Genomic DNA, 19,198 nt, shown 5'->3' on the forward strand with positions numbered 1-19,198 from the left:
GTGATCAAGAACGCCCCACCGGGGCGGAGCCACCCGGCGTGGCGCTGCGGTATGGTCTGCCGACCCTTGGTATGGCAGATCGAGGAGCGTGCGCGTGTTCAACCGGAACCGATCCATGCAGCAACTGGCGGCGATCGTGTCCATATCCCTGGTGGCCGGATGCAGTCTGCTGGGCGAGGAGGGCTCCGAGGACGCCGGGCCGATCGTCGTGGGGACCACGAGCGCCCCCAGCACGCTGGACCCCGCCGCGGCCTGGGACGGCTCCTGGGAGCTGTTCCGCAACGTCTACCAGACGCTGCTCGCCTACCCCAACGGGGCGACCGCGCCGCAGCCCGACGCCGCCAAGAGCTGCTCGTTCACCGACTCCTCCAGCCGCACCTACCGCTGCACGCTGCGCGGCGACCTGAGGTTCTCCAACGGGGACAAGATCGACGCGGCGGCCGTGAAGCACTCCGTCGACCGGATCCGCGCCATCAACGCGCCCTCCGGCCCGGCCGCCCTGCTCGGCAGCCTCGACGAGGTCCAGGTGCTCGCCGACGACGAGGTCGTCTTCAAGCTGAACAAGGCCGACGCGACCTTCCCGTTCGTGCTCGCCACCCCGGCCATGTCCATCGTGGACCCCGACGACTACCCCGCCAAGGCCCTCCGCGAGGGCGACGACATCGTCGGTTCGGGGCCGTACCGGATCGACTCCTACAAGGAGGGCGACCGGGCCGTCCTCGTCCGGTACGACGGCTACAAGGGCTACGCCGACCACAAGAACGACGCGGTGACCATCCGGTACTTCCAGGACTCCGCCGAGATGGTCAAGGCGCTGCGGAGCCGGCAGATCGACATCACCTACCAGGGGCTCGCCGCCGACGACGTCCTCGAACTGGGCAAGGACGGCGCCGACAACGAAGGCCTCCAGGTCGTCGAGGGCACCAGCACCGCCATCAACTACCTCGTCTTCAACCCCAAGGACCCGTGGGCCGACAAGCTCGCCGTCCGCCGGGCCGTCGCCCAGATCGTCGACCGGGCCGCGATCGCGCACAAGGTCTACAAGGACACCGTCGACCCGCTGTACTCCATGGTCCCCAAGGGACTCACCGGCCACACCACCGCCTACTTCGACAGCTTCGGCGAGCCGGACCCGGCCAAGGCCCGCGAGATCCTCTCCGACGCCGGCATCAGCACGCCCGTCCCGCTCACCCTCTGGTACACCACCGACCGCTACGGCTCCGACACCGCTCTGGAGTTCAAGGAGCTCAAGAGGCAGCTGGAGGCCTCGGGCCTGTTCAAGGTCACCCTCAAGAGCCGCCCGTGGAAGACGTACGTGGTCGGCTACCAGAAGGGCGAGTACCCCGTGTTCGGCCGCGGCTGGATGCCGGACTTCCCCGACGCCGACAACTTCATCGCGCCGTTCGTCGGAGAGCAGAACGCCCTCGGCACGCCCTACCCGGTGAAGGAGATCACCGACGACCTGCTGCCCCGCTCCCGCCAGCAGAGCGACCGCGCCGACGTGGTCAAGGAGCTCGAGGAGGCGCAGCAGATCCTCGTCGACGACGCCCGGCTGCTGCCGCTGTGGCAGGGCAAGCAGTACATCGCCGTGCACGAGGACGTCTCCGGCGGCGAGCGGTCCCTCGACCCGTCGACGATCATGATGGTGTGGCAGCTGTCCCGCAAGACCAGCTGGTAGGCGCTCCCGGGACGCCGCTGTCAGTGGTCACCTGTAGGTTCTGTGACCTGGAAGTGACCGCACGACGAAGGACGTTGACGTGACCGACATCGCCATGCTGCCCGAGTCCTGGCGCGGGGTCCTGGGCGACGAGCTGCAGCAGCCCTACTTCAAGGAGCTGACGGAGTTCGTCGAGGAGGAACGGGCGAAGGGTCCCGTCTACCCCCCGCGCGAGGAGGTCTTCGCCGCGCTCGACGCCACGCCGTACGAGCGGGTGAAGGTCCTGGTCCTCGGGCAGGACCCGTACCACGGCGAGGGTCAGGGGCACGGGCTGTGCTTCTCGGTGCGGCCGGGCGTGCGGATCCCGCCGTCGCTGAGGAACATCTACAAGGAGATGCACGCGGAGCTGGGCACGCCGATTCCGGACAACGGCTACCTCATGCCGTGGGCCCGGCAGGGCGTGCTGCTGCTGAACGCGGTCCTCACGGTCCGCTCCGGCGAAGCCAACTCGCACAAGGGCAAGGGCTGGGAGAAGTTCACCGACGCGGTGATCCGCGCCGTGGCCGACCGGCCCGACCCGGCCGTGTTCGTCCTGTGGGGCAACTACGCGCAGAAGAAGCTCCCGCTGATCGACGAGAGCCGGCACATCGTGGTCAAGGGAGCCCACCCCTCCCCGCTGTCGGCGAAGAAGTTCTTCGGCTCCCGCCCCTTCACCCAGATCAACGAGGCGGTTGCGAGCCAGGGCCACGAGCCGATCGACTGGACGATCCCGGACCTGGCCTGAACATGCCGCCGGGCCGGTCCCTCACCGGACCGGCCCGGTCCTGCCTGACCCGGATTGCCGCCGCCTGCCGTTAGCGTCTTCGCGAGGACGAACACGGAGCCGGTGCCGCGTGCCGGGGCGACCGGGACGACCAGGACTGTCGACGAGGTGCGGAGGACGCGTGGCGGAGCATCGACAGGGGCAGGCGACGCCGGACGCCGTGCTGACACGGATCGGGCAGGTCGTGATGCTGCACCACGGCGGGGACCGCGAGGAGGCCCGGCGCCGCTTCCTGGAGCTGTGGGCGGAGATCGGCGAGGACGGCGACCCGCTGCACCGCTGCACCCTGGCCCACTACCTCGCCGACACCCAGGACGACCCCTTCGACGAGCTGGCCTGGGACCTGCGCGCGCTGACGGCGGCGGAGGAGCACGAGGGGTCGCCCGAGGTGCGGGCGCTGTACCCCTCGCTGCACCTGAACCTGGCGGCGGACTACGTCAAGCTCGGCCGCACCGAGGCCGCCCGCACCCATGTCCGCAAGGCACGCCGAGCGGCCCGGGCCCTGCGGGACGACCCGTACGGGGACGGCATGCGGGCGGCGATCAGCAGGATGGAACTGCGGCTGGGCGAGAACGCCGGCCCCCGCACCGACTGACCGCTCACCGCCCGGGACGTCCCGCAGGCGTGTGGGCGGGGGCGGATCCCCGCCCGGACCGTCCCGTGGGCCTGCTTCCCGACACCGGTCCCCGCCCCGTCCCCGCCCTGTGGACGTGCCGCCCGCTCCCCGCCCGGACGCCCGGTAGGTCTGTCGGCGATCACCGCCGGGCACCCGCAGCCCTGCTGCCGGATCACCGCCCGGACGTCCCGTAGGCCTGCTCACAGATCACCGCCTCCGGGCTGTCCGACCGCCACCCCCCGTACGTCCGGCCCAGGGCGCAGACGTCGGTGTTCCGGCGGATCTCCTTCTCCACCTCGCCCGCGTCGGGGACCTCCACCCGGGGCCGCTCCGGACGGTTCGGGCGGGGGTGGCGCGACTGCGAGGGCGGCTGCGGGCGGGAGCGGGTGGCCGGCGGTCGCTCGGCCGGCTCCGCCCGTCCGGCCGCCGGGGTGTGACGCCGCCCCTGCGCGGGCGCCGTGGACTGTGGCGTGCGCGGCGGCCCGACCCGCTCCAGCGCCTCCAGGACCGGCGCCTGCACGACCCGTGTCCCGCTGCGCCCGTCCGGCCGCGGCACGGACGGCTGGGAGGGCACGGCGGGCGGGCCGGGCACGGGCGGGCGCTGCACGGTCACGCATCCGGTCAGGGCCGAGACGGCCACAATCAGCAGGAGCGTTGCGGTAGTCGTCGTTCGCTGCACCCGCGTCACTCTGCTCGGTCCGGCACCCCGGGACACGGCGGACCCCCGGGCAATGCCCCGCACGGGTGAGCGGCGGCTGTCCGGAGAGGAACCCGCAGACCTCGACGAGGGCCGTCCGCGGCGCCCCGGGGGACCGCGGACCGCGGTCCCCCCGGGTGCCCGGCTGTCGACGGCCGCGATCCGTGCCGCTTCGGCGGGATCGTCGGCCGGCCGCCGTCACGGCCCCCGTATGCTGCGGTGCAGGCGGGCGCAGACGAGCAGTGAGGGAGAGTCCCCGTGAAGGTCGGTTGCATCGGACTCGGAGACATCGCGCAGAAGGCCTATCTGCCGGTGCTCGGCGCGCTGCCGGGGCTCGAACTCCACCTCCACACCCGCACACCGGCCACCCTCGACCGGGTCGCCGACTCCCTGCGCCTGGCCGCCGCACAGCGCCACCGCGGCCTCGACGAGCTCCTCGGCCAGGGCCTGGACGCCGCCTTCGTGCACGCCTCCACCGTCGCCCACCCGGAGATCGTCACGCGGCTGCTGGAAGCCGGCGTCCCGACGTACGTCGACAAGCCGCTGGCGTACCGGCTCGCAGACTCCGAGCGGCTCGTACGGCTCGCGGAGGAACGTTCCACGAGCCTCGCCGTCGGCTTCAACCGGCGGTTCGCCCCCGGGTACGCGCAGTGCGCCGACCATCCGCGGGAGCTGATCCTCCTGCAGAAGAACCGCGTCGGGCTGCCCGAGAAGCCGCGCACGATGATCCTCGACGACTTCATCCACGTCGTCGACACGCTGCGGTTCCTGGCGCCCGGGCCGGTGGACGACGTGACCGTGCGGGCCCGCGCCGAGGACGGGCTGCTGCACCACGTCGTCCTCCAGCTCTCCGGGGAGGGCTTCACCGCGCTCGGCGTGATGAACCGGCTCAGCGGGTCCAACGAGGAGATCCTCGAGGTCTCCGGGCAGGACACCAAGCGTCAGGTCGTCAATCTCGCCGAGGTGATCGACCACAAGGGGCAGCCGACCGTGCGGCGGCGCGGCGACTGGGTGCCGGTGGCCCGCCAGCGCGGCATCGAGCAGGCCGTCCTCGCCTTCCTCGACGCCGTCCGCGCCGGCAAGGTGCTCAGCGCCCGGGACGCGCTGGCGACTCACGAACTGTGCGAGCGGGTGGTGCGGGCAGTGGAGGAGCGCTCCGCCGCGGCCTGACCCTCCGCGCCCCCTCCCACAGCCCCAGCAGCGCCAGGACGAGCAGGGCGCCGTGGGCGACCCAGTCGCCGAAGCGGACGTACAGGGTGGTGCCGTCGGCGAGGGGGACGTCGTGGACCGCCGTGGTGCTCGCGTCCGTGCCCTGCCACGGGCCGGTCGGCCGGCCGCTCGCGTCGTACACGGCGGAGACGCCCGTCAGCGTCGCGTGCACGAACGGCCGGCCCGTCTCCGCGGCCCGCAGCGCGCCGAGCGAGGCGTGCTGCTCGGGCGCCCAGCTCCGCTGGAACGTCGACGTGGACGACTGCGCGACCAGCACGTCGGCACCGTCCTCGGCGAGATGCCGGCTCATGTCGGGGAACGCCGTCTCGAAGCACACCATCGGCCCGATCCGCAGCCCCGGTCCGATGTCCATGACGACCTGTCCGCCGCCCCGCCGACGGTCCTCACCCGCGGCCTTGCCGACCGAGGTCGCCCAGCCGAGCAGCGAACGGGCCGGGACGTACTCGCCGAAGGGCACCAGCCGCATCTTGTCGTAGCGGTCGCCGGTCGGGCCGTCCGGTCCGACCAGGATGGAGCTCTTGTAGATGCCCGGCCGGTCCGAGCGCCGTGCGTCCACGTTCACCAGGATCGCGGCGTCGGTGGCACGGGCCAGCTCGGCGAGACGGCGGGCCAGGTCGGGCCGGTCGTCAAGGTCGTAGCCGACGCTGCTCTCGCCCCACACGACCAGATCGACGTCCTGCCCGACGAGCCGGCGCGTCAGCTGCTCCTCGCGGTCGAAGCGGCGGTCGGGGCCGGGCACCACCCCCGGCTGCACGACCGCGATCCGCGCCTGCCCGTCGCCGTGGGGACGCGGCGCGCCCGTCCACGCGGCCGAGGCCGCCGCGGCGGTCGCGACGAGCCCGGCGACGGCCGGCACCCGGTGCGCGGGCACCGCGACGAGCACGGCGAACGCCACGTTGACCGCCACCACGAGGAAGCTCAACAGCCACACCCCGCCGACGGAGGCCAGCCGCAGCGCCGGCTCCACCTGCCACTGACTGGCCCCGAGCATGCCCCACGGCCCGCCCAGCCCCTGCCAGGAGCGGACGATCTCCACGGCGAGCCAGCCCGAGGGCAGCACGGCGAGCGAGGCCGAGACCCGGCCCCGGGAGGGCACCCCGGCGAGGAACCGGCGCACCAGCCAGCCCCACGGCGCCCACAACGCGCCCAGCAGCGCGGCGAGGAGGAACGTGAACACGTGCAGGCTCGGCAGCAGCCACAGGTGCATGGCCAGCATGAACCCGAAGCCGCCGCTCCAGCCGTCGTACAGCGCCCGCCTGCCGGTAGGCGCCGAGCGGGCGAGCAACAGCCAGGGAACCAACGCCGGCAACGCCCACCACCACAGGGCAGGCGCCGGGAACGCCGGTACGGGCAGCGCGCCCGCCAACGCCCCGAGGACCGAGCGTCGCCACGGGGAGGTGAGCCAGGGAGCGAACGTGTTCATACGGCACCTCCCTACCCGCTGATGGCTCCAGTGTGCGCGCGGCGGACGATCTCCGACCAGATGGCCTGTACCCGCCGGTCGCTTTCCGGTCAGCCGGCCGCGGCCCGCCGGGCGGGGCGGCGCCACTTCTCCTCCACCACCACCTCGCGCACCCGCCAGCCGTCGGGTGTGCGCAGCAGGGCGAAGGAGTACCGGCCACCGCAGACGAAGTCCGGCGCGCCGGTGGAGCCCCCGTCGGCCAGCCGCATCGGGTTGACGTAGTCGGCCCGCACGCGGGCGGTGTCACCGGTGTCCCGCTCCAGGACCTCGAACGACAGCCGGCGGTTGACGATGAGGTGCTGCCGCATCTCGAACACGCGCAGGCTCTCCGCGAGCCACGCGGCGACCTTCCCCGCCTCCCCCTCGATACCGCCGGCCGAGCGGTAGTCCGCCCGCCCGTCCGGTGTGAACAACTTCCGGTACGCCGTCCAGTCCCCGTCGTCGACCGCCACCGCGTAGTCGGTGATCAGTTCGTCGACGGCCAGCCGGTCCATCACGGCGGCGAGCTCGCACGCTGCGTCATGGCCCGAGTGTTGGGCATGCGGGGTGCGGAGCCAAGAGGCGTGCGAGGGGCGGGCGGGCGGCTCCCCGGGGCCGGGCGGCCGCCGGGCCCGTACCGGTCGCACCCTGTGACCGGCGGGTGAATAGGGTGACCTCCATGTCTGCCACGATGAGTTCCACGAGAACCCGCGCCGCGCTCCGCACATCGGCGCGCCTTTCCGCCGAGTTGCTGCTGATACTCGTGATGCTCTCGGTGACCCTGTGGCTCCTGGGCCGGATGTGGTCGGTGGTCTGGCCGCTCGTACTCGCCCTGTTCCTCACGACGTTGACCTGGCCGCTGGCGCGTTTCCTGCGCCGGCACGGGTGGCCGCCCGCCCTCGCCGCGTCGTGCGTGACCGTGCTGTTCCTGTCGGTCGCCGCGGGCATCGTGGCGCTGATCGCGGTGCCGGTCGCCTCCCAGTCCGGCGAGCTGACCGACGGTGTGGTCGAGGGCATCCAGCGACTGCGGGAGTGGGCCGCGGGGCCGCCGCTGAACATCGGCGACGACCAGATCACCGGTGCCACCGACACCGCGATCGCCCGCGTCCAGAGCAGTATGGGCAGCCTGGTCAGCACGGTCGCCACCGGTGTGAGCACCGTGGTCAACGGCGTGGTCACCGCCGTCCTCGCGCTCTTCCTGATGTTCTTCTTCCTCAAGGACGGCCCGCGGTTCCTGCCCTGGCTCACCCGCCAGCTGCCCGGCCGGCTCGCCCACGACGTCCCCACCGTGGCCCTGCGCGGCTGGAACACCCTGGGCTCGTTCGTGCGCTCCCAGGCACTCGTCGGTCTGCTCGACGCCGTCTTCATCGGGCTCGGTCTGTGGATCCTGGACGTGCCCCTGGTGCTTCCGCTGGCGGTGCTGACGTTCGTCTCCGCGTTCGTGCCGATCGTGGGCGCCCTGTTCGCCGGATTCGTCGCGGTGCTCATCGCGCTGGTGTCGAACGGGTTCGGGGACGCGCTGATCGTGCTGGCGATCATCGTGGTGGTGCAGCAGCTGGAGGGCAACGTGTTCCAGCCCATGATCCAGAGCCGGGGGCTCGGCCTGCACGCGGCGGTGGTCCTGCTCGCGGTGACGCTGGGCGGCAGCCTGGCCGGCATCGTCGGCAGCCTGCTCGCCGTCCCGATCGCCGCGCTGCTCGCGGTCGTGTGGAACTACGTCCGCGACCAGCTCGTCGACCCGCCGCACGAGCCGGCACCCGACGAGGTGCCGGCCGGCGCGCCCGTGACGTCCTGAGGCCTCGTCAGCACCACGGCGCGGACGCGGGGTCCGGCACGCTCACCGGCACGCCGGAACAGCCGTCGCCGCCCTGCGACCCGCTGCGCACGCCGGGCCCGGCGTACCGCCCGCGGATATTCGGTGGCCGTGCCGGGTGGCGGACGGCGAGGCTGAGCCCGTGAACGAGCAGCACGAGCAGGGCGCGGATCAGGAACCGAGGTTCCGCGTGCGCGCCCTGCACACCGAGAACACGATCACCGTCTACCAGGCGTACCGCCCCGAGATCGGCGAGGCGGCGGCCCGCGACGGCCGGTTCCCGCCGGCCTGGAGCCGTGAGCGGATGACCTGGATCAAGCCGTCCTTCCTGTGGATGATGTACCGCTGCGGCTGGGCCACCAAGGAGAACCAGGAGACTGTCCTCGCCGTCGAGATCACCCGTGACGGCTTCGAGTGGGCCTTGCGCCACGCCTGCCTCTCGCACCACGTGCCGCAGCTCCACGGCGACCAGGCCGCGTGGAAGCGGCGGTTGAGAGCCTCCCCGGCCCGCGTCCAGTGGGACCCGGAACGCGACCTCCATTTCGCCCCGCTGCCCCACCGCTCCCTCCAGGTCGGCCTCGCGGGCGAGGCGACGGCCCGTTACGCCGACGAGTGGATCGTCGGCATCGAGGACGTCACGCCCCTGGCCCGGGAGATCCACGTCCACGTACGCGCGGGCGAACTCGACGTCGCGCGGACGCTGTTGCCGCCGGAGCGGCCGTACCCCGTCGACGACGAGGCGCTGGCCCACCTGCGGCGGGAACCGTCTGCGAACCCCACGACCACGGCCGGGAGTTGATCGCGTGTCCGGTCACGGGACGGTCGGGGCGCGTCCCGTCACCGTCGTCACCGGCGGCAGCCGGGGGATCGGTGCCGCCGTCTGCCGCCGGCTCGCGCGTGACGGGCACGACCTGGTGGTGGGATACGCGCGGGACGGCGAGGCCGCCGAGGCGGTGGCCGACGCGGTGCGTGGGGCCGGGGGCCGGGCGGTCGCGGTGCGGGGGGACACGGCCGTCGAGGCGCACGTGGAACGGCTGTTCACCGTGGCGGAGGAGCGGCTCGGGCCGGTGACGGGGCTGGTGAACAACGCGGGGGTCACCGGGCCGCTGGGACGGCTCGCCGACAGCGACACCGCCGACCTGCGCCGGGTGGTGGAGGTCAACCTGCTGGGCGTGCTGCTGTGCGCCCGGAGGGCGGCGCGGGTGATGACACCGCGGGGTGCCGGGGTGATCGTCAACGTGTCGTCGGCGGCCGCGACGCTCGGCGGTCCCGGCGACTACGTCCACTACGCGGCGACCAAGGCGGCCATCGACGCCCTCACCGTCGGTCTGTCCAAGGAACTCGGCCCCGACGGCATCCGCGTCAACGCGGTCGCGCCGGGGATGGTCGACACGGACATGCACGCGGCGATGGGCGATCCGGACCGGGCGCACCGGGCCGCCGCGTCGATCCCGCTGCGCAGGCCCGGCCGGGCCGAGGAGATCGCGGCGGCCGTGGCCTGGCTGATGTCGCCGGAGGCGTCGTACACGACGGGGGCCGTGCTGCGGGTGGCCGGGGGCCGGTGAGGGGCGGGACGCCCGGCAGCGGCCTCTCAGGCCGCCTCGACCACGTCGGCGCGGATCGCCGCGGCCCACTCCACCACCAGCAGCTCGTACTCCGCCCGCTCCTGCGCCGTGAGCGACCCGCCCGCGCGCAGCCACAGCGCCCGGATCTGCTCGTTCACCTCGGCAGCAGACCGCACGGAACCAGGGGTCACAGAACTGGGGGACATGGCGACCAGCCTAGGCGCAAGGACTGACGCTGCGCTACCGCACGGCTACGCGTCCCGTATGGGCTTGGTCACGGCCGGCGGCCGGCCGTGACCGCGCCCGATTCGGGCGCCGGGCCGGGAAGCCGGCGGAACGGACGGAGGGGCGGGCACCCGGTGCCCGCCCCTCCGCCCGCACCCGTGGGATCAGCCGGCCGACTCGGCCGCGTGCGGGCTGAGGACGCCCAGGGCGACGAGGGCGATGAGCACGATGCCGAGGACCACGCGGTAGTAGACGAACGGCATGAACGACTTGGTGCTGATGAACTTCAGGCCCGCATCGCCGCCGCTGACCGACAGCGCAAGGTCGAGCTGGCGCTCGCCGACCAAAGGGACCCGCGGCGCTGGCGGTACACCGGGGGCGCACCGCACCGCACGCCGCGCTGTGGCTGCTGGCCCGGGTCGAGCGCGCGGCCGGACCGTGCCGCCGCATCACCGGCGCTGAGGAGAAACGCATCGGCATTGTCGCGTCCGGCGCCGCCGACCGGGTCGAGCGTGCCCTGGACATCGCTGCGCAGAAGCGGACGCTGGAGCAGCCGCACGACTGCGGCGGGGCCATCGACGTGCACGGCGGTGAGGGCCGGACGCCGGTCGCGCACTGCACGGGGTGCGGTGCGATCTGGACGGAAGGCGGTGTCGTGGCCGCGTGATCGAGCCCGGGGAACGGTGTCAGTACCGCGACTTACTCTGCATACATGACAGTCAAAGGCACCTTCACCGTCGAGCTTTCAGGCCCCTAGGAGGCCCGCGCCGCGCTCCTCGAAGCGTTCGCGCAGGACTCGATAGCGGCCAGATACATCGCGCCCGAGGCCACTGGTCTCGACGAGGAAGCAAAAGGATGGGTGCGAGCAGAGTTCCACGAGAGAACGGACTCTCCGAGCTCTGACTTCCAGCAAGCCTGCCTCGCCAAGGCCACAGCGCTCGGTGAGCAGTTCGGCTACCAACTGCGCAGCCACGGAATTGTGGTTGGCGCCGTCGGCCCAGCTCAGTCACGTCGTTGACACACGGACAAGCGCCGTGATCCTCAAGGAGTTCAACATCACGGAGGAGTTCTTGCCCATCGTTGCCGAGCAGACAGGTGTGCCCGTCGAGTTCCTGGAGCTGCGGGAGCCGCCCGGCGTCTGGTCGATTCCCGAGGTATGACAAGCCTTCCTGTCCGGGGTGGGCGCCCCTTGGCTCAGTGCGTCCACGCCTCTGGCCCTCCGTCACACCACTCGACCAGCCCGGACCGGCTGGGGCGTTGCGGTGCCCGAAGTGGGAAACCCGCCAACTGATCACCCGTAGGCGTCAATCCAGCCGAAAACCCCACGCCACCCCCTCCACCACAGCACACTGCCCAGACGCCACCAGCCACGGAGGAGCCACACATGGCCACGAACCCCTACTTCAACCAGCCGCTCGCCCCCGCTCGCCCCCGCATGTTCAACACGACGATCGCGAAGGTGATCTGGACGCTCGTCCCGCTCGTCACGATCGGCTTCGCCGCCGCTGTCCCCTTCGTCGTCGCCGCTGTCAAGGGCGTCATCAAGCCGTGGCTCGCGGCCGCCTACGTCGCCGCCGACGTCGCCGTCCTGGTCCTTTCCGTCGCCCTCGACCCGAAGGGCGACGACGCGAACCCGGTCGCCGGCCTGCTGCTTATCCTCCTGGTGATCACTGCGGCGACGCACACCGCGCTCCTCGACAACGACAAGATCAACGTCGGGAAGTAGCCCGGCTTTTGACGGCCATGCCACCATGAGCCGTGTCCGGTGGGGAGACGCTGACGCGCTCACGGGTGCCCAGAGGCAATGCCTGGCCCACCACGGCACGATCGCCAAACTCCGATCGCCCCGCTCACCACCCCCGGGCGGGGCGATCGCACGGGCACGCACCATTGACCCCCACCAGCACCCGGCGCAGGCCATGGCACCAGGCTGCGGGCGAGCGGCGCGGGGCGCACGCCGGCATCGTCCGTCTGGCGCGAGACGCCCGCCCCATGTTCCAGAGGCGGACGCGGTTGTCGCGGCTCAGCCGGCCTTCTGTTCCCGCAGCTCGTAGACGGTGGCGGTGAGGGTGCCGTCCTGCTGCTCGTAGTGGGAGAGGGCGACGCCGAGGCCGAAGAAGGTGGGTGCCCATTCGCCGACGAAGATGCCCCACCGGTCGGCGCGGGCGACGCCGGCGCCGGGTTCGGCGTTGAGGCTGGTGACCCAGGTGGCGATGGAGAGGCCGATGGAGGCCATGGCTGCCAGGTAGGCGTGTTCGCTGCGGATGCCCATGTCGTGCATTCTCTTGATGATCACGGTGTGCTCCGTTCGAGTGAGGGGTCTTTTGCCGTGTTCCTCACTCGCCAGCGTCCCATTCATCACTTTTGCACCACATGTGGAGCTGCTCGGCGCGGTGCTGCTACCCGCCAGCCGCCTCCACGTGGTGCCGCACCACCTTCTTCACCGCGAGCTCCACGCTGGCCCGCATCGCGCCCTGCTCTTTCGCGTGCTCGGTGACCGAGGCCTGCACGTCTTGGGCGAGGTCGCGCCACGTCTGCCATGCAGTGTCGAAGGCGGCCCGGTCGCCGCGGTCGCGTAGGGCCTGGACGGGCGTGCGCCAGGTCGGCGGCGCGTTGTTTCTCCACGAGTTCCTCGAAGGTGTGTGCCACGTGCCGGGATCTTACGTGCGGGCGTGACGAAGCCCCCGCCTCGACGTGAGACGGGGACTCGGAGCGGGCAGCTACATCCGCCACTTCTCGCGATAACCGGGCCGATCCGCGTAGATGGCGGCAAGGTGCAGGAGAACGGGTTTGAGGGCGGCGAGGGTCATCCTTGCTGGGCCGTTGACCAAGTAGTCCGGCGAATTGGCCTGCTGCATGGACTGCTCCGCCATCCTGAGTACCCGCCGCTTGGCGTCGACCTCGCGCAGCACCCGCGCCGGATCCCACGCCGCGATGTGCTCGCCGTGCACAGGCACGACTCGCCGCGCCACGCCGAGGCCACTCTCAGCCTGCACGTCGGACCCGTCGTAAGCCCACGCCCCGCCGCCAGCCTGCCGAACAGTCGCCCTTCGCGCCGTCTCCTCGTCAGCATCGAGCTGCTCACCGAGCCACCGCACCAGATCATCCATCCGACGCCTCCGCCTGCTTCGGCCGGTTCTTCCCCGAGCCCGAGTAGCCCTTCACGATGTCCTGCACCGTGCTGAAACTGATGTCCAACTCAGCCCCCACCGTGCGCAGCGAGGCCCCCGGCCGCGCGAGCAGCTCCTTCACCGCCTCCTGACGCGCCTCCTTCAGCTCCTTGTTCCGGCCCGGCAGGGCTTTCAGCACCTCGCCCAGGGCGCGCGCTCTCTCGGTCGGGTCGGCGATCCCCTTGAGAGCGTCGATGGCATCGAACACCCGTTGCGCCTCCTCGGTCACACCCAGCCCCTTCTCTCGGGCGGGCCACTGGCCAAAGTGTAGGGGGGTCCCCTACAGTGCTGGAAGTGGCACCGCGCTACTAAGTGGTCGCCGCTGGAAGTTCTTCGGGGGTTGACGTGACGGTTGGTTATGTGGTCCGGGGTGCTCAGGAGGGCAGACCGCTAAAGGGTCGCGATCACTGTGGTTTTAGCGGGGTAGCCCCAGCTCGCCTGCACGCAGCCCGGCCTGGAAGCGGGAGTCGGCCTCGAGTTGGGCCATCAGCTCGGCTACACGCCGCCGGTACGTGCGCAGTGAGACGCCGAGTCGTTTGGCCGCCGACTCGTCGGTGAGGCCCGAAGCGAGGGCTTTGAGAATCATGCCGCCGTCGGCATCGAGGTGCGGGACGTCACTGCGCAGATAGGTTTCGAGATCGACGGCGGCGTCCCAGATCGCCCGGAACAGCGAGTGAACGCCGTCGACCAGGATCTGTGACGTCGTCACGATGTACTCGCGGCCGGTGGGGGTCTCCTGGCCGGCAAGGATCATCACCCGCCGGTCGATGAGGATCGTCTCGTGCTGCAGCGGCGAACGGCTAATCCGAACGAGAGCGCCCTTACTCCGCACCAGTCGCAGGTGCGCGCGGGCCTCCTCGTCGGCGAGTGCCACCGGGCTGAGCAGCTTCCGAGGGGTGAAGTCAGCGGGATCCGCCGCGCGCATCCGATTCCGGACCGCGGCCCTGGCCCCCGGTTGCGACCAGGTCTTGAGATCCCGGGCGGCGCACAGGAACTCGGTCTGCGCGGACTCGAAGAGATGACCTGCGCGCGCGATCAACTCTGCGTCTCCTCGCACTGAAAACACCTCTTCGTTCCGCATCCCGCCAGTCTGGCAGCAAGCTGCCACGAGCTCGCTGGGCGTCGTGCCGTCGGACACCATGAGCGACATGACGATCAAGACTTTCTCCCTCGGCGGAGAGCTGACGATCAACCGGCTCGGCTTCGGCGCGATGCGCCTGGCGATGGGCACCTTCGCCGGTCCGGCGCGAGATCCCGAGACGGGCATCGCGGTGCTCCGCCGGGCCGTGGAGCTGGGCGTGAACCACATCGACACGGCCGGCTTCTACGGCAGGGACGCGGTGTGGGCCAACGAGTTGATCCGTACGGCATTGACCCCCTACCGTGACGACCTGGTGATCGCGACGAAGGTTGGGCCATTGCCCGGACCGAACGGTGTGCCGAGCGGGCAGGCAACGGCTGATCAGCTGCGCGGCCTAGTCGAGGCGGATCTACGCTGTCTAGGTCTCAACCGGCTCGACCTGGTCTATCTGCGGGTCGGCGGGATGACCGGGCCGGGTGACGAGTCAATCGCCGAACGGTTCGCGGTCCTGGCCGAGCTCCGCGCGGAGGGGCTGATCGGACACCTGGGTGTCAGTAACGTCGACGCCGCCCAGCTCGCCGAGGCCCGGGCGATCGCGCCCGTCGCGGCGGTGCAGAACCGGCACACCGGTGACATGGGGCTGCTGGCGGAAAGCGAGGAAGCGGGCATCGCGTACGTGCCGTACTTCCCGCTCGGTGGCGGAGTCGGCAGCGGCCCACTCGACGCCGAACGGCTCGGCAAGGTCGCAGCACGTCTGGACGCGACCACAGCGCAGGTCTCGATCGCCTCGCTGCTGGCGACCTCGCCGACGGTGCTGGCGATTCCGGGTACCGGTTCTCTGGAACACCTCGAGGAGAACCTCGCGGCGAACGATCTCAGTCTCAGTGACGAGGACCTGTCTGACCTGCGAGGCTAACTGGTCGGCTCCGGAAGTCAGCTTGCCTGCCATGCCGTCTGCCGCCGCCCGCCCCATATCCCCGACTGCCACCGAGCGGCACCGGTTGAAGAAGGCAGCCTGGGGCCACAAGACCGAGTACCGGCTTCGAGTGCGCGCGCAGATCGTGCTCCACGCGGCCCGCGGGCTGCCGAACGCGCGGATCGCCGAGCGGGTCGGCGTGCACGTGGACACCGTGCGCACCTGGCGGAGCCGCTTCGCCGAGCTGGGCATGCCGGGCCTGGCCGACCGCAAGCGCACCGGACGCCCGCCCTCCTTCACCCCGCTGCAGGCCGCCCAGGTCAAGGCCCTCGCCTGCCAACTGCCTGCCGAGACCGGCACGCCGGTGTCCCGCTGGACCACCCCCGAACTGGCCCGGTTCGGATGTGCTCCACGCGAAAGGCCCCCGCGAACCTGAACCGCGGGGGCCTTCGTGCTGCCCCGGGTGGGAGACGACTGGGAGACGATCAAGGAAACCGAGCCGGAACTATCGAGAGTTTCCGAGAGATGCCGATAGCGGCAACTCGCGGCCCAACCGCCCGATCAGCCTGCCGATTCGGCCGCGTGAGGACTCAGAAAACCCAGGCTGACCAGCACAATCACCACGATGCCGAGGACCACGCGGTAGTAGACGAACGGCATGAACGACTTGGTGCTGATGAACTTCATGAACCAGGCGATGACCGCGTACCCGGACGCGAACGCGATCACCGTCGCGAACGCCGTCGGCCCCCAGCTGACATGGCCGCCCTCCATCGCGTCCTTCAGCTCGAAGGCGCCGGAGGCGAGGACGGCGGGGATGGCGAGGAGGAACGAGTAGCGGGCGGCCGCCTCGCGCTTGTAGCCCATGAACAGGCCGCCGCTGATGGTGGCGCCCGAACGTGAGACGCCGGGGATGAGCGCGCAGGCCTGGCAGAGGCCGAAGATCAGGCCGTCCTTCACGCCCAGGTTGTCCAGCGTCTTGCGCTGCTTGGGAGCGCGGTGCTTGCCGCCGTTCTCGTCGCGGGCGGCGAGCCGGTCGGCGATGCCGATGACGATGCCGACGACGACGAGCATCGTCGCGGTCAGCCGCAGATCGCGGAACGGCCCCTCGATCTGGTCCTTGAGCGTGACGCCGAGCACACCGATCGGGATCGAGCCGACGATCACGAGCCAGCCCATCTGGGCGTCGTGCTCCTTGCGCATCGTCTTGTCGAAGAGCGACCGGGACCAGGCCGACAGGATCCGCCCGATGTCCTTGCGGAAGTAGATCAGGACGGCCGTCTCCGTGCCGATCTGGGTGATCGCCGTGAAGGCGGCGCCGGGATCCTCCCAGCCCGAGAAGGCCGCGGTCAGTCGCAGGTGCGCGCTGGAGGAGACGGGGAGGAACTCGGTCAGCCCCTGGACGAGTCCGAGGATGAGGGATTCAAACCAAGACATGAGGTTACGGAGTCCAAGTGCCGATCGGGAAGGGCGACGGGCACGGCGGGCCGCCGCGCGCGCGGTGATCACGTGGGTGTGCAGGGGGCAGCGTATCGCCCCCGGGTGACAACCCCGCCACAGGGGTTTCGCGGCGGGGTCCGGAGGGGAGGGGCGCGCGAGGCCCGGGCGGGGCGGGCGCGGCGGCCGAGCTGGGCGGATGTGGTGTGCGGACATGTTGACCGGACATGGGAGCGGCGCATACGTTGCTGCCGGTGGGAAAGCGCTTGCTACGTGGGTGCGCTCCAGCCAGGTGGTTCCAGGCCGTTCGGTCGTTCGTCGGAGGAGTGCTGATCACGCCCATGTCCCCGTCCACTCCGCTCGCCGGCCGTCGAGTGCGGGCCGCAGTCGTCGGCACCGGCGCCATCGCCCGCGGTTCCCACCTGCCCGCCCTCCACCAGCTCGCGGCCGAGGGCGAGACCGAGGTGGTGGCGGCCGTCGACATCGATGCCGGGGCCGTGGAGGCGTTCTGCGCGGAGGGAGGCGTTCCGCACGCCTACACCGACCTGGACCGGATGCTCGCGGAGCAGCGCCCCGACCTGGTGACCATCTGCACCCCGCCGACCCTGCACCGCGATCAGAGCGTGGCCGCGCTGCGGGCCGGCGCCTGGGTGTGGTGCGAGAAGCCGCCCGTGCCGACGCTCGCCGACTACGACGCCGTGGTGGCGGAGGAGGGCGCCGAAGCCGGACCCTACGCCTCGATCGTCTTCCAGCACCGCTTCGGCTCCGGGGCCCGGCACGTGCGGCGGCTGCTCGCCGAGCAGTCCCTCGGCCGGCCGCTCGTGGCGCACTGCCAGACCACCTGGTACCGCGACGCCGCCTACTACGCCGTGCCCTGGCGCGGGCGCTGGCGGACCGAGGGTGGCGGGCCCGCCATGGGCCACGGCATCCACCAGATGGACCTCCTCCTCGATCTTCTCGGCCCGTGGAGCGAGGTGCGCGCCATGGCGGGGCGGCTGGTGCACGACGTGGAGACCGAGGACGTCTCCACCGCCCTGGTCAGCTTCGACAGCGGCGCCCTGGCGACGGTCGTCAACAGCGTCCTGAGCCCCGACGAGGTCAGCCGCATCCGCGTCGACTGCGAGCACGCCACCGTCGAACTCACCCATCTCTACGGCCACTCGAACGCCGACTGGCGGATCACCCCGGCCCCCGACGTCCCCGGCGACCGGGCGGCCGCCTGGCAGGACTTCGGCACGGACGTGCCCAGCTCGCACCTGGCGCAGTTGCGCGAACTCGTGGCGAGCATGCGGGCGGGGGAGCGGCCGCGCAGCAGCGGCGCCGACGGGCGCACCAGCCTGGAGCTGATCACCGCCCTGTACAAGGCGGCCTTCACGGACACGACGGTGAGGCGGGGCGAGATCGGGCCCGGCGACCCGTACTACACCGCCCTGCACGGCGGCGCCCCCGGCTGGGCGCCGGCCGCCCCCGTCACCGAGGAGGTGTCGGCATGACCGACCTGCGACTCGTCCACGCGCACGGCGACCGCGTCACCGTGACCGACACGGCCTCGGGTGTCGAACTGTTCGCGTACGTCTACCGGCCGGAGGCCGCCTGGGAGGCGCCGCGGCCCTACATCCACCCGATGCGCACCCTCGCGGGCGACGTCGTCACCGACTACCGGCCCAACGACCACCGCTGGCACAAGGGCCTGTCGCTCACGGCCTCGCACCTGTCGGGCGCGAACCTGTGGGGCGGCAACAGTTACGTCCACGGCGAGGGGTATCTCCGGCTGCCCGAACGCGTCGGCTCGATGGCGCACGTCGCCTTCGACGAGGTCACGGCCGACGGCGACCGGGTCGTCATCGCCGAGCGCCTGACCTGGCATCCGCACAGCGGCGAGCTGTGGGCCGAGGAGCGGCGCCGGATCGAGGTGCACGACGTCGACCGCGCCTTCGGCTCCTGGGCGCTGACCTGGAGCAGCGCCATCACCAACCGCCGCGACGAGCCGCTGCGGTTCGGCAGCCCGACCACCGCCGGACGCGAGCGGGCCGGCTACACGGGCCTGTTCTGGCGCGGTCCGCGCGCCTTCCGCGACGGCCGTGTCATCGGCCCCGAGGGCGAAGGTCCCGAGCTGATGGGCACCCAGAGCCCCTGGCTGGCCCTCTCCGGCGAGCACGACGGCACCGACGGTCACGCCACCGTCGTCTTCGCCCACGCTCCCGAGAACGACCACTCCGGCGCCGCGGGCGCCCACCCCGCCCACTGGTTCGTGCGTAACGAGCCCTTCGCCGGCGTCGCGCCCTCCTGGGCCTTCTTCGACGAACTGGAACTCGCCCCCGGTGACACCCTCACCCGCCGCTACCGCGTCGTCGTGGCGGACGGAGCCTGGGAGCGGGAGGAGATCGCCAAGTACCTCCACGAGCACCCCTGGTAACCCGGACCGTTTCTTCGCAGGGCCTGGCCGGGGCGCCAGGAGGGGCACGAGGCACGGGACGCTCCCGCCACGGCCACGTCCCCTCGACGCGGACGGCGCCTTCTCGAGGAG

21 protein-coding genes and 2 pseudogenes are annotated in these 19,198 nt (G+C 71.6%); 13 read left to right on the forward strand and 10 right to left on the reverse strand.

The genetic code is table 11. The annotated features are described in order from the left end of the window. The first annotated feature begins 94 nt into the window (after nucleotides 1–94). The 3 genes from ACZ4YY_RS28565 to ACZ4YY_RS28575 all read left to right on the forward strand — a co-directional run bounded on the left by ACZ4YY_RS28565 (nucleotide 95) and on the right by ACZ4YY_RS28575 (nucleotide 3,075). On the forward strand, nucleotides 95–1,678 hold the full coding sequence (locus ACZ4YY_RS28565) for an ABC transporter substrate-binding protein (RefSeq protein WP_468296383.1): 1,584 nt from the start codon (nucleotides 95–97) through the stop codon (nucleotides 1,676–1,678). 79 nt (nucleotides 1,679–1,757) lie between these two features. Then, nucleotides 1,758–2,441: a uracil-DNA glycosylase gene (ung, locus tag ACZ4YY_RS28570; RefSeq protein WP_468296387.1), complete on the forward strand. Its 684-nt coding sequence runs from the start codon at nucleotides 1,758–1,760 to the stop codon at nucleotides 2,439–2,441. A gap of 160 nt (nucleotides 2,442–2,601) precedes the next feature. Continuing rightward, nucleotides 2,602–3,075 (forward strand): hypothetical protein, encoded by a 474-nt coding sequence (locus tag ACZ4YY_RS28575; protein ID WP_468296391.1) that lies wholly within the window; start codon nucleotides 2,602–2,604, stop codon nucleotides 3,073–3,075. A 193-nt stretch (nucleotides 3,076–3,268) separates the two neighbouring features. On the opposite strand, the gene ACZ4YY_RS28580 is transcribed toward ACZ4YY_RS28575, so the two are convergent. Next, the gene (locus tag ACZ4YY_RS28580) at nucleotides 3,269–3,775 is read right to left on the reverse strand and encodes a hypothetical protein (protein WP_468296394.1); all 507 of its coding nucleotides are present in this window, start codon (nucleotides 3,773–3,775) and stop codon (nucleotides 3,269–3,271) included. 276 nt (nucleotides 3,776–4,051) lie between these two features. Between ACZ4YY_RS28580 and ACZ4YY_RS28585 the strand changes: the two genes are divergently transcribed. Beyond that, nucleotides 4,052–4,963, forward strand: a complete 912-nt coding sequence (locus ACZ4YY_RS28585) for a Gfo/Idh/MocA family protein (RefSeq protein WP_468296397.1) — start codon at nucleotides 4,052–4,054, stop codon at nucleotides 4,961–4,963. Here the strand turns inward: ACZ4YY_RS28585 and lnt are convergent. After that, nucleotides 4,881–6,446 carry an apolipoprotein N-acyltransferase gene (gene lnt / locus ACZ4YY_RS28590; RefSeq protein WP_468296400.1) on the reverse strand — a complete coding sequence of 522 codons (1,566 nt, stop codon included), beginning with the start codon at nucleotides 6,444–6,446 and terminating at the stop codon, nucleotides 4,881–4,883. The two genes, ACZ4YY_RS28585 and lnt, sit on opposite strands and share 83 nt — an antisense overlap. An 89-nt stretch (nucleotides 6,447–6,535) precedes the next feature. Then, nucleotides 6,536–7,008 (reverse strand): annotated as a pseudogene (locus ACZ4YY_RS28595) (nuclear transport factor 2 family protein). Between the two features lie 135 nt (nucleotides 7,009–7,143). Here ACZ4YY_RS28595 and ACZ4YY_RS28600 point away from each other — a divergent pair. From ACZ4YY_RS28600 to ACZ4YY_RS28610, 3 genes are all read left to right on the forward strand, one after another. Next, nucleotides 7,144–8,259 (forward strand): AI-2E family transporter, encoded by a 1,116-nt coding sequence (locus ACZ4YY_RS28600; protein ID WP_468296403.1) that lies wholly within the window; start codon nucleotides 7,144–7,146, stop codon nucleotides 8,257–8,259. A 160-nt stretch (nucleotides 8,260–8,419) separates the two neighbouring features. Then, on the forward strand, nucleotides 8,420–9,076 hold the full coding sequence (locus tag ACZ4YY_RS28605; RefSeq protein ID WP_468296408.1) for a DUF4291 domain-containing protein: 657 nt from the start codon (nucleotides 8,420–8,422) through the stop codon (nucleotides 9,074–9,076). A 4-nt stretch (nucleotides 9,077–9,080) separates the two neighbouring features. After that, a complete protein-coding gene (locus ACZ4YY_RS28610; protein WP_468296411.1) occupies nucleotides 9,081–9,842 on the forward strand; it encodes an SDR family NAD(P)-dependent oxidoreductase in 762 nt (253 codons plus the stop codon). Between the two features lie 26 nt (nucleotides 9,843–9,868). Here the strand turns inward: ACZ4YY_RS28610 and ACZ4YY_RS28615 are convergent, their stop codons facing one another. Next, on the reverse strand, nucleotides 9,869–10,048 hold the full coding sequence (locus tag ACZ4YY_RS28615; protein ID WP_468296414.1) for a hypothetical protein: 180 nt from the start codon (nucleotides 10,046–10,048) through the stop codon (nucleotides 9,869–9,871). A 183-nt stretch (nucleotides 10,049–10,231) separates the two neighbouring features. Beyond that, nucleotides 10,232–10,357 (reverse strand): annotated as a pseudogene (locus ACZ4YY_RS28620) (UDP pyrophosphate phosphatase); the annotation flags it as partial. A 744-nt stretch (nucleotides 10,358–11,101) separates the two neighbouring features. On the opposite strand from ACZ4YY_RS28620, the gene ACZ4YY_RS28625 reads away from it, so the two are divergent. Next, entirely contained in the window at nucleotides 11,102–11,227 is a 126-nt protein-coding gene (locus ACZ4YY_RS28625) for a hypothetical protein (RefSeq protein WP_468296417.1), read from the forward strand. Nucleotides 11,228–11,451: 224 nt separating this feature from the next. Further along, nucleotides 11,452–11,793, forward strand: a complete 342-nt coding sequence (locus tag ACZ4YY_RS28630; RefSeq protein WP_468296420.1) for a hypothetical protein — start codon at nucleotides 11,452–11,454, stop codon at nucleotides 11,791–11,793. 297 nt (nucleotides 11,794–12,090) lie between these two features. Here ACZ4YY_RS28630 and ACZ4YY_RS28635 read toward each other — a convergent pair whose 3' ends face one another. From ACZ4YY_RS28635 to ACZ4YY_RS28650, 4 genes are all read right to left on the reverse strand, one after another. Continuing rightward, nucleotides 12,091–12,363: a hypothetical protein gene (locus ACZ4YY_RS28635; RefSeq protein ID WP_468296423.1), complete on the reverse strand. Its 273-nt coding sequence runs from the start codon at nucleotides 12,361–12,363 to the stop codon at nucleotides 12,091–12,093. 424 nt (nucleotides 12,364–12,787) lie between these two features. After that, complete coding sequence (locus ACZ4YY_RS28640; protein ID WP_468296426.1) at nucleotides 12,788–13,177, reverse strand: DUF6221 family protein; 390 nt, start codon at nucleotides 13,175–13,177, stop codon at nucleotides 12,788–12,790. Beyond that, nucleotides 13,170–13,466, reverse strand: coding sequence for a hypothetical protein (locus ACZ4YY_RS28645; RefSeq protein ID WP_468296429.1), 297 nt, complete (start codon nucleotides 13,464–13,466; stop codon nucleotides 13,170–13,172). The genes ACZ4YY_RS28640 and ACZ4YY_RS28645 overlap by 8 nt, the downstream gene beginning before the upstream one ends. A 186-nt stretch (nucleotides 13,467–13,652) precedes the next feature. Further along, nucleotides 13,653–14,318: a DNA-binding response regulator gene (locus tag ACZ4YY_RS28650; protein WP_468296720.1), complete on the reverse strand. Its 666-nt coding sequence runs from the start codon at nucleotides 14,316–14,318 to the stop codon at nucleotides 13,653–13,655. 67 nt (nucleotides 14,319–14,385) lie between these two features. Between ACZ4YY_RS28650 and ACZ4YY_RS28655 the strand changes: the two genes are divergently transcribed. Both ACZ4YY_RS28655 and ACZ4YY_RS28660 read left to right on the forward strand, forming a co-directional pair. After that, the gene (locus tag ACZ4YY_RS28655) at nucleotides 14,386–15,234 is read left to right on the forward strand and encodes an oxidoreductase (protein ID WP_468296432.1); all 849 of its coding nucleotides are present in this window, start codon (nucleotides 14,386–14,388) and stop codon (nucleotides 15,232–15,234) included. 31 nt (nucleotides 15,235–15,265) lie between these two features. Further along, a complete protein-coding gene (locus ACZ4YY_RS28660) occupies nucleotides 15,266–15,670 on the forward strand; it encodes a helix-turn-helix domain-containing protein (protein WP_468296435.1) in 405 nt (134 codons plus the stop codon). A 125-nt stretch (nucleotides 15,671–15,795) separates the two neighbouring features. On the opposite strand, the gene ACZ4YY_RS28665 is transcribed toward ACZ4YY_RS28660, so the two are convergent. Beyond that, a complete protein-coding gene (locus ACZ4YY_RS28665) occupies nucleotides 15,796–16,671 on the reverse strand; it encodes an undecaprenyl-diphosphate phosphatase (RefSeq protein ID WP_468296438.1) in 876 nt (291 codons plus the stop codon). Nucleotides 16,672–17,012: 341 nt separating this feature from the next. Here ACZ4YY_RS28665 and ACZ4YY_RS28670 point away from each other — a divergent pair, with 341 nt between their 5' ends. Both ACZ4YY_RS28670 and ACZ4YY_RS28675 read left to right on the forward strand, forming a co-directional pair. Further along, on the forward strand, nucleotides 17,013–18,164 hold the full coding sequence (locus ACZ4YY_RS28670; RefSeq protein ID WP_468296441.1) for a Gfo/Idh/MocA family protein: 1,152 nt from the start codon (nucleotides 17,013–17,015) through the stop codon (nucleotides 18,162–18,164). Beyond that, nucleotides 18,161–19,087, forward strand: coding sequence for a DUF6807 domain-containing protein (locus ACZ4YY_RS28675; RefSeq protein WP_468296444.1), 927 nt, complete (start codon nucleotides 18,161–18,163; stop codon nucleotides 19,085–19,087). Before ACZ4YY_RS28670 ends, ACZ4YY_RS28675 begins: the two co-directional genes overlap by 4 nt. The last annotated feature ends 111 nt before the right edge of the window (nucleotides 19,088–19,198 follow it).

This window comes from Streptomyces sp. NPDC030143, from assembly GCF_055573695.1.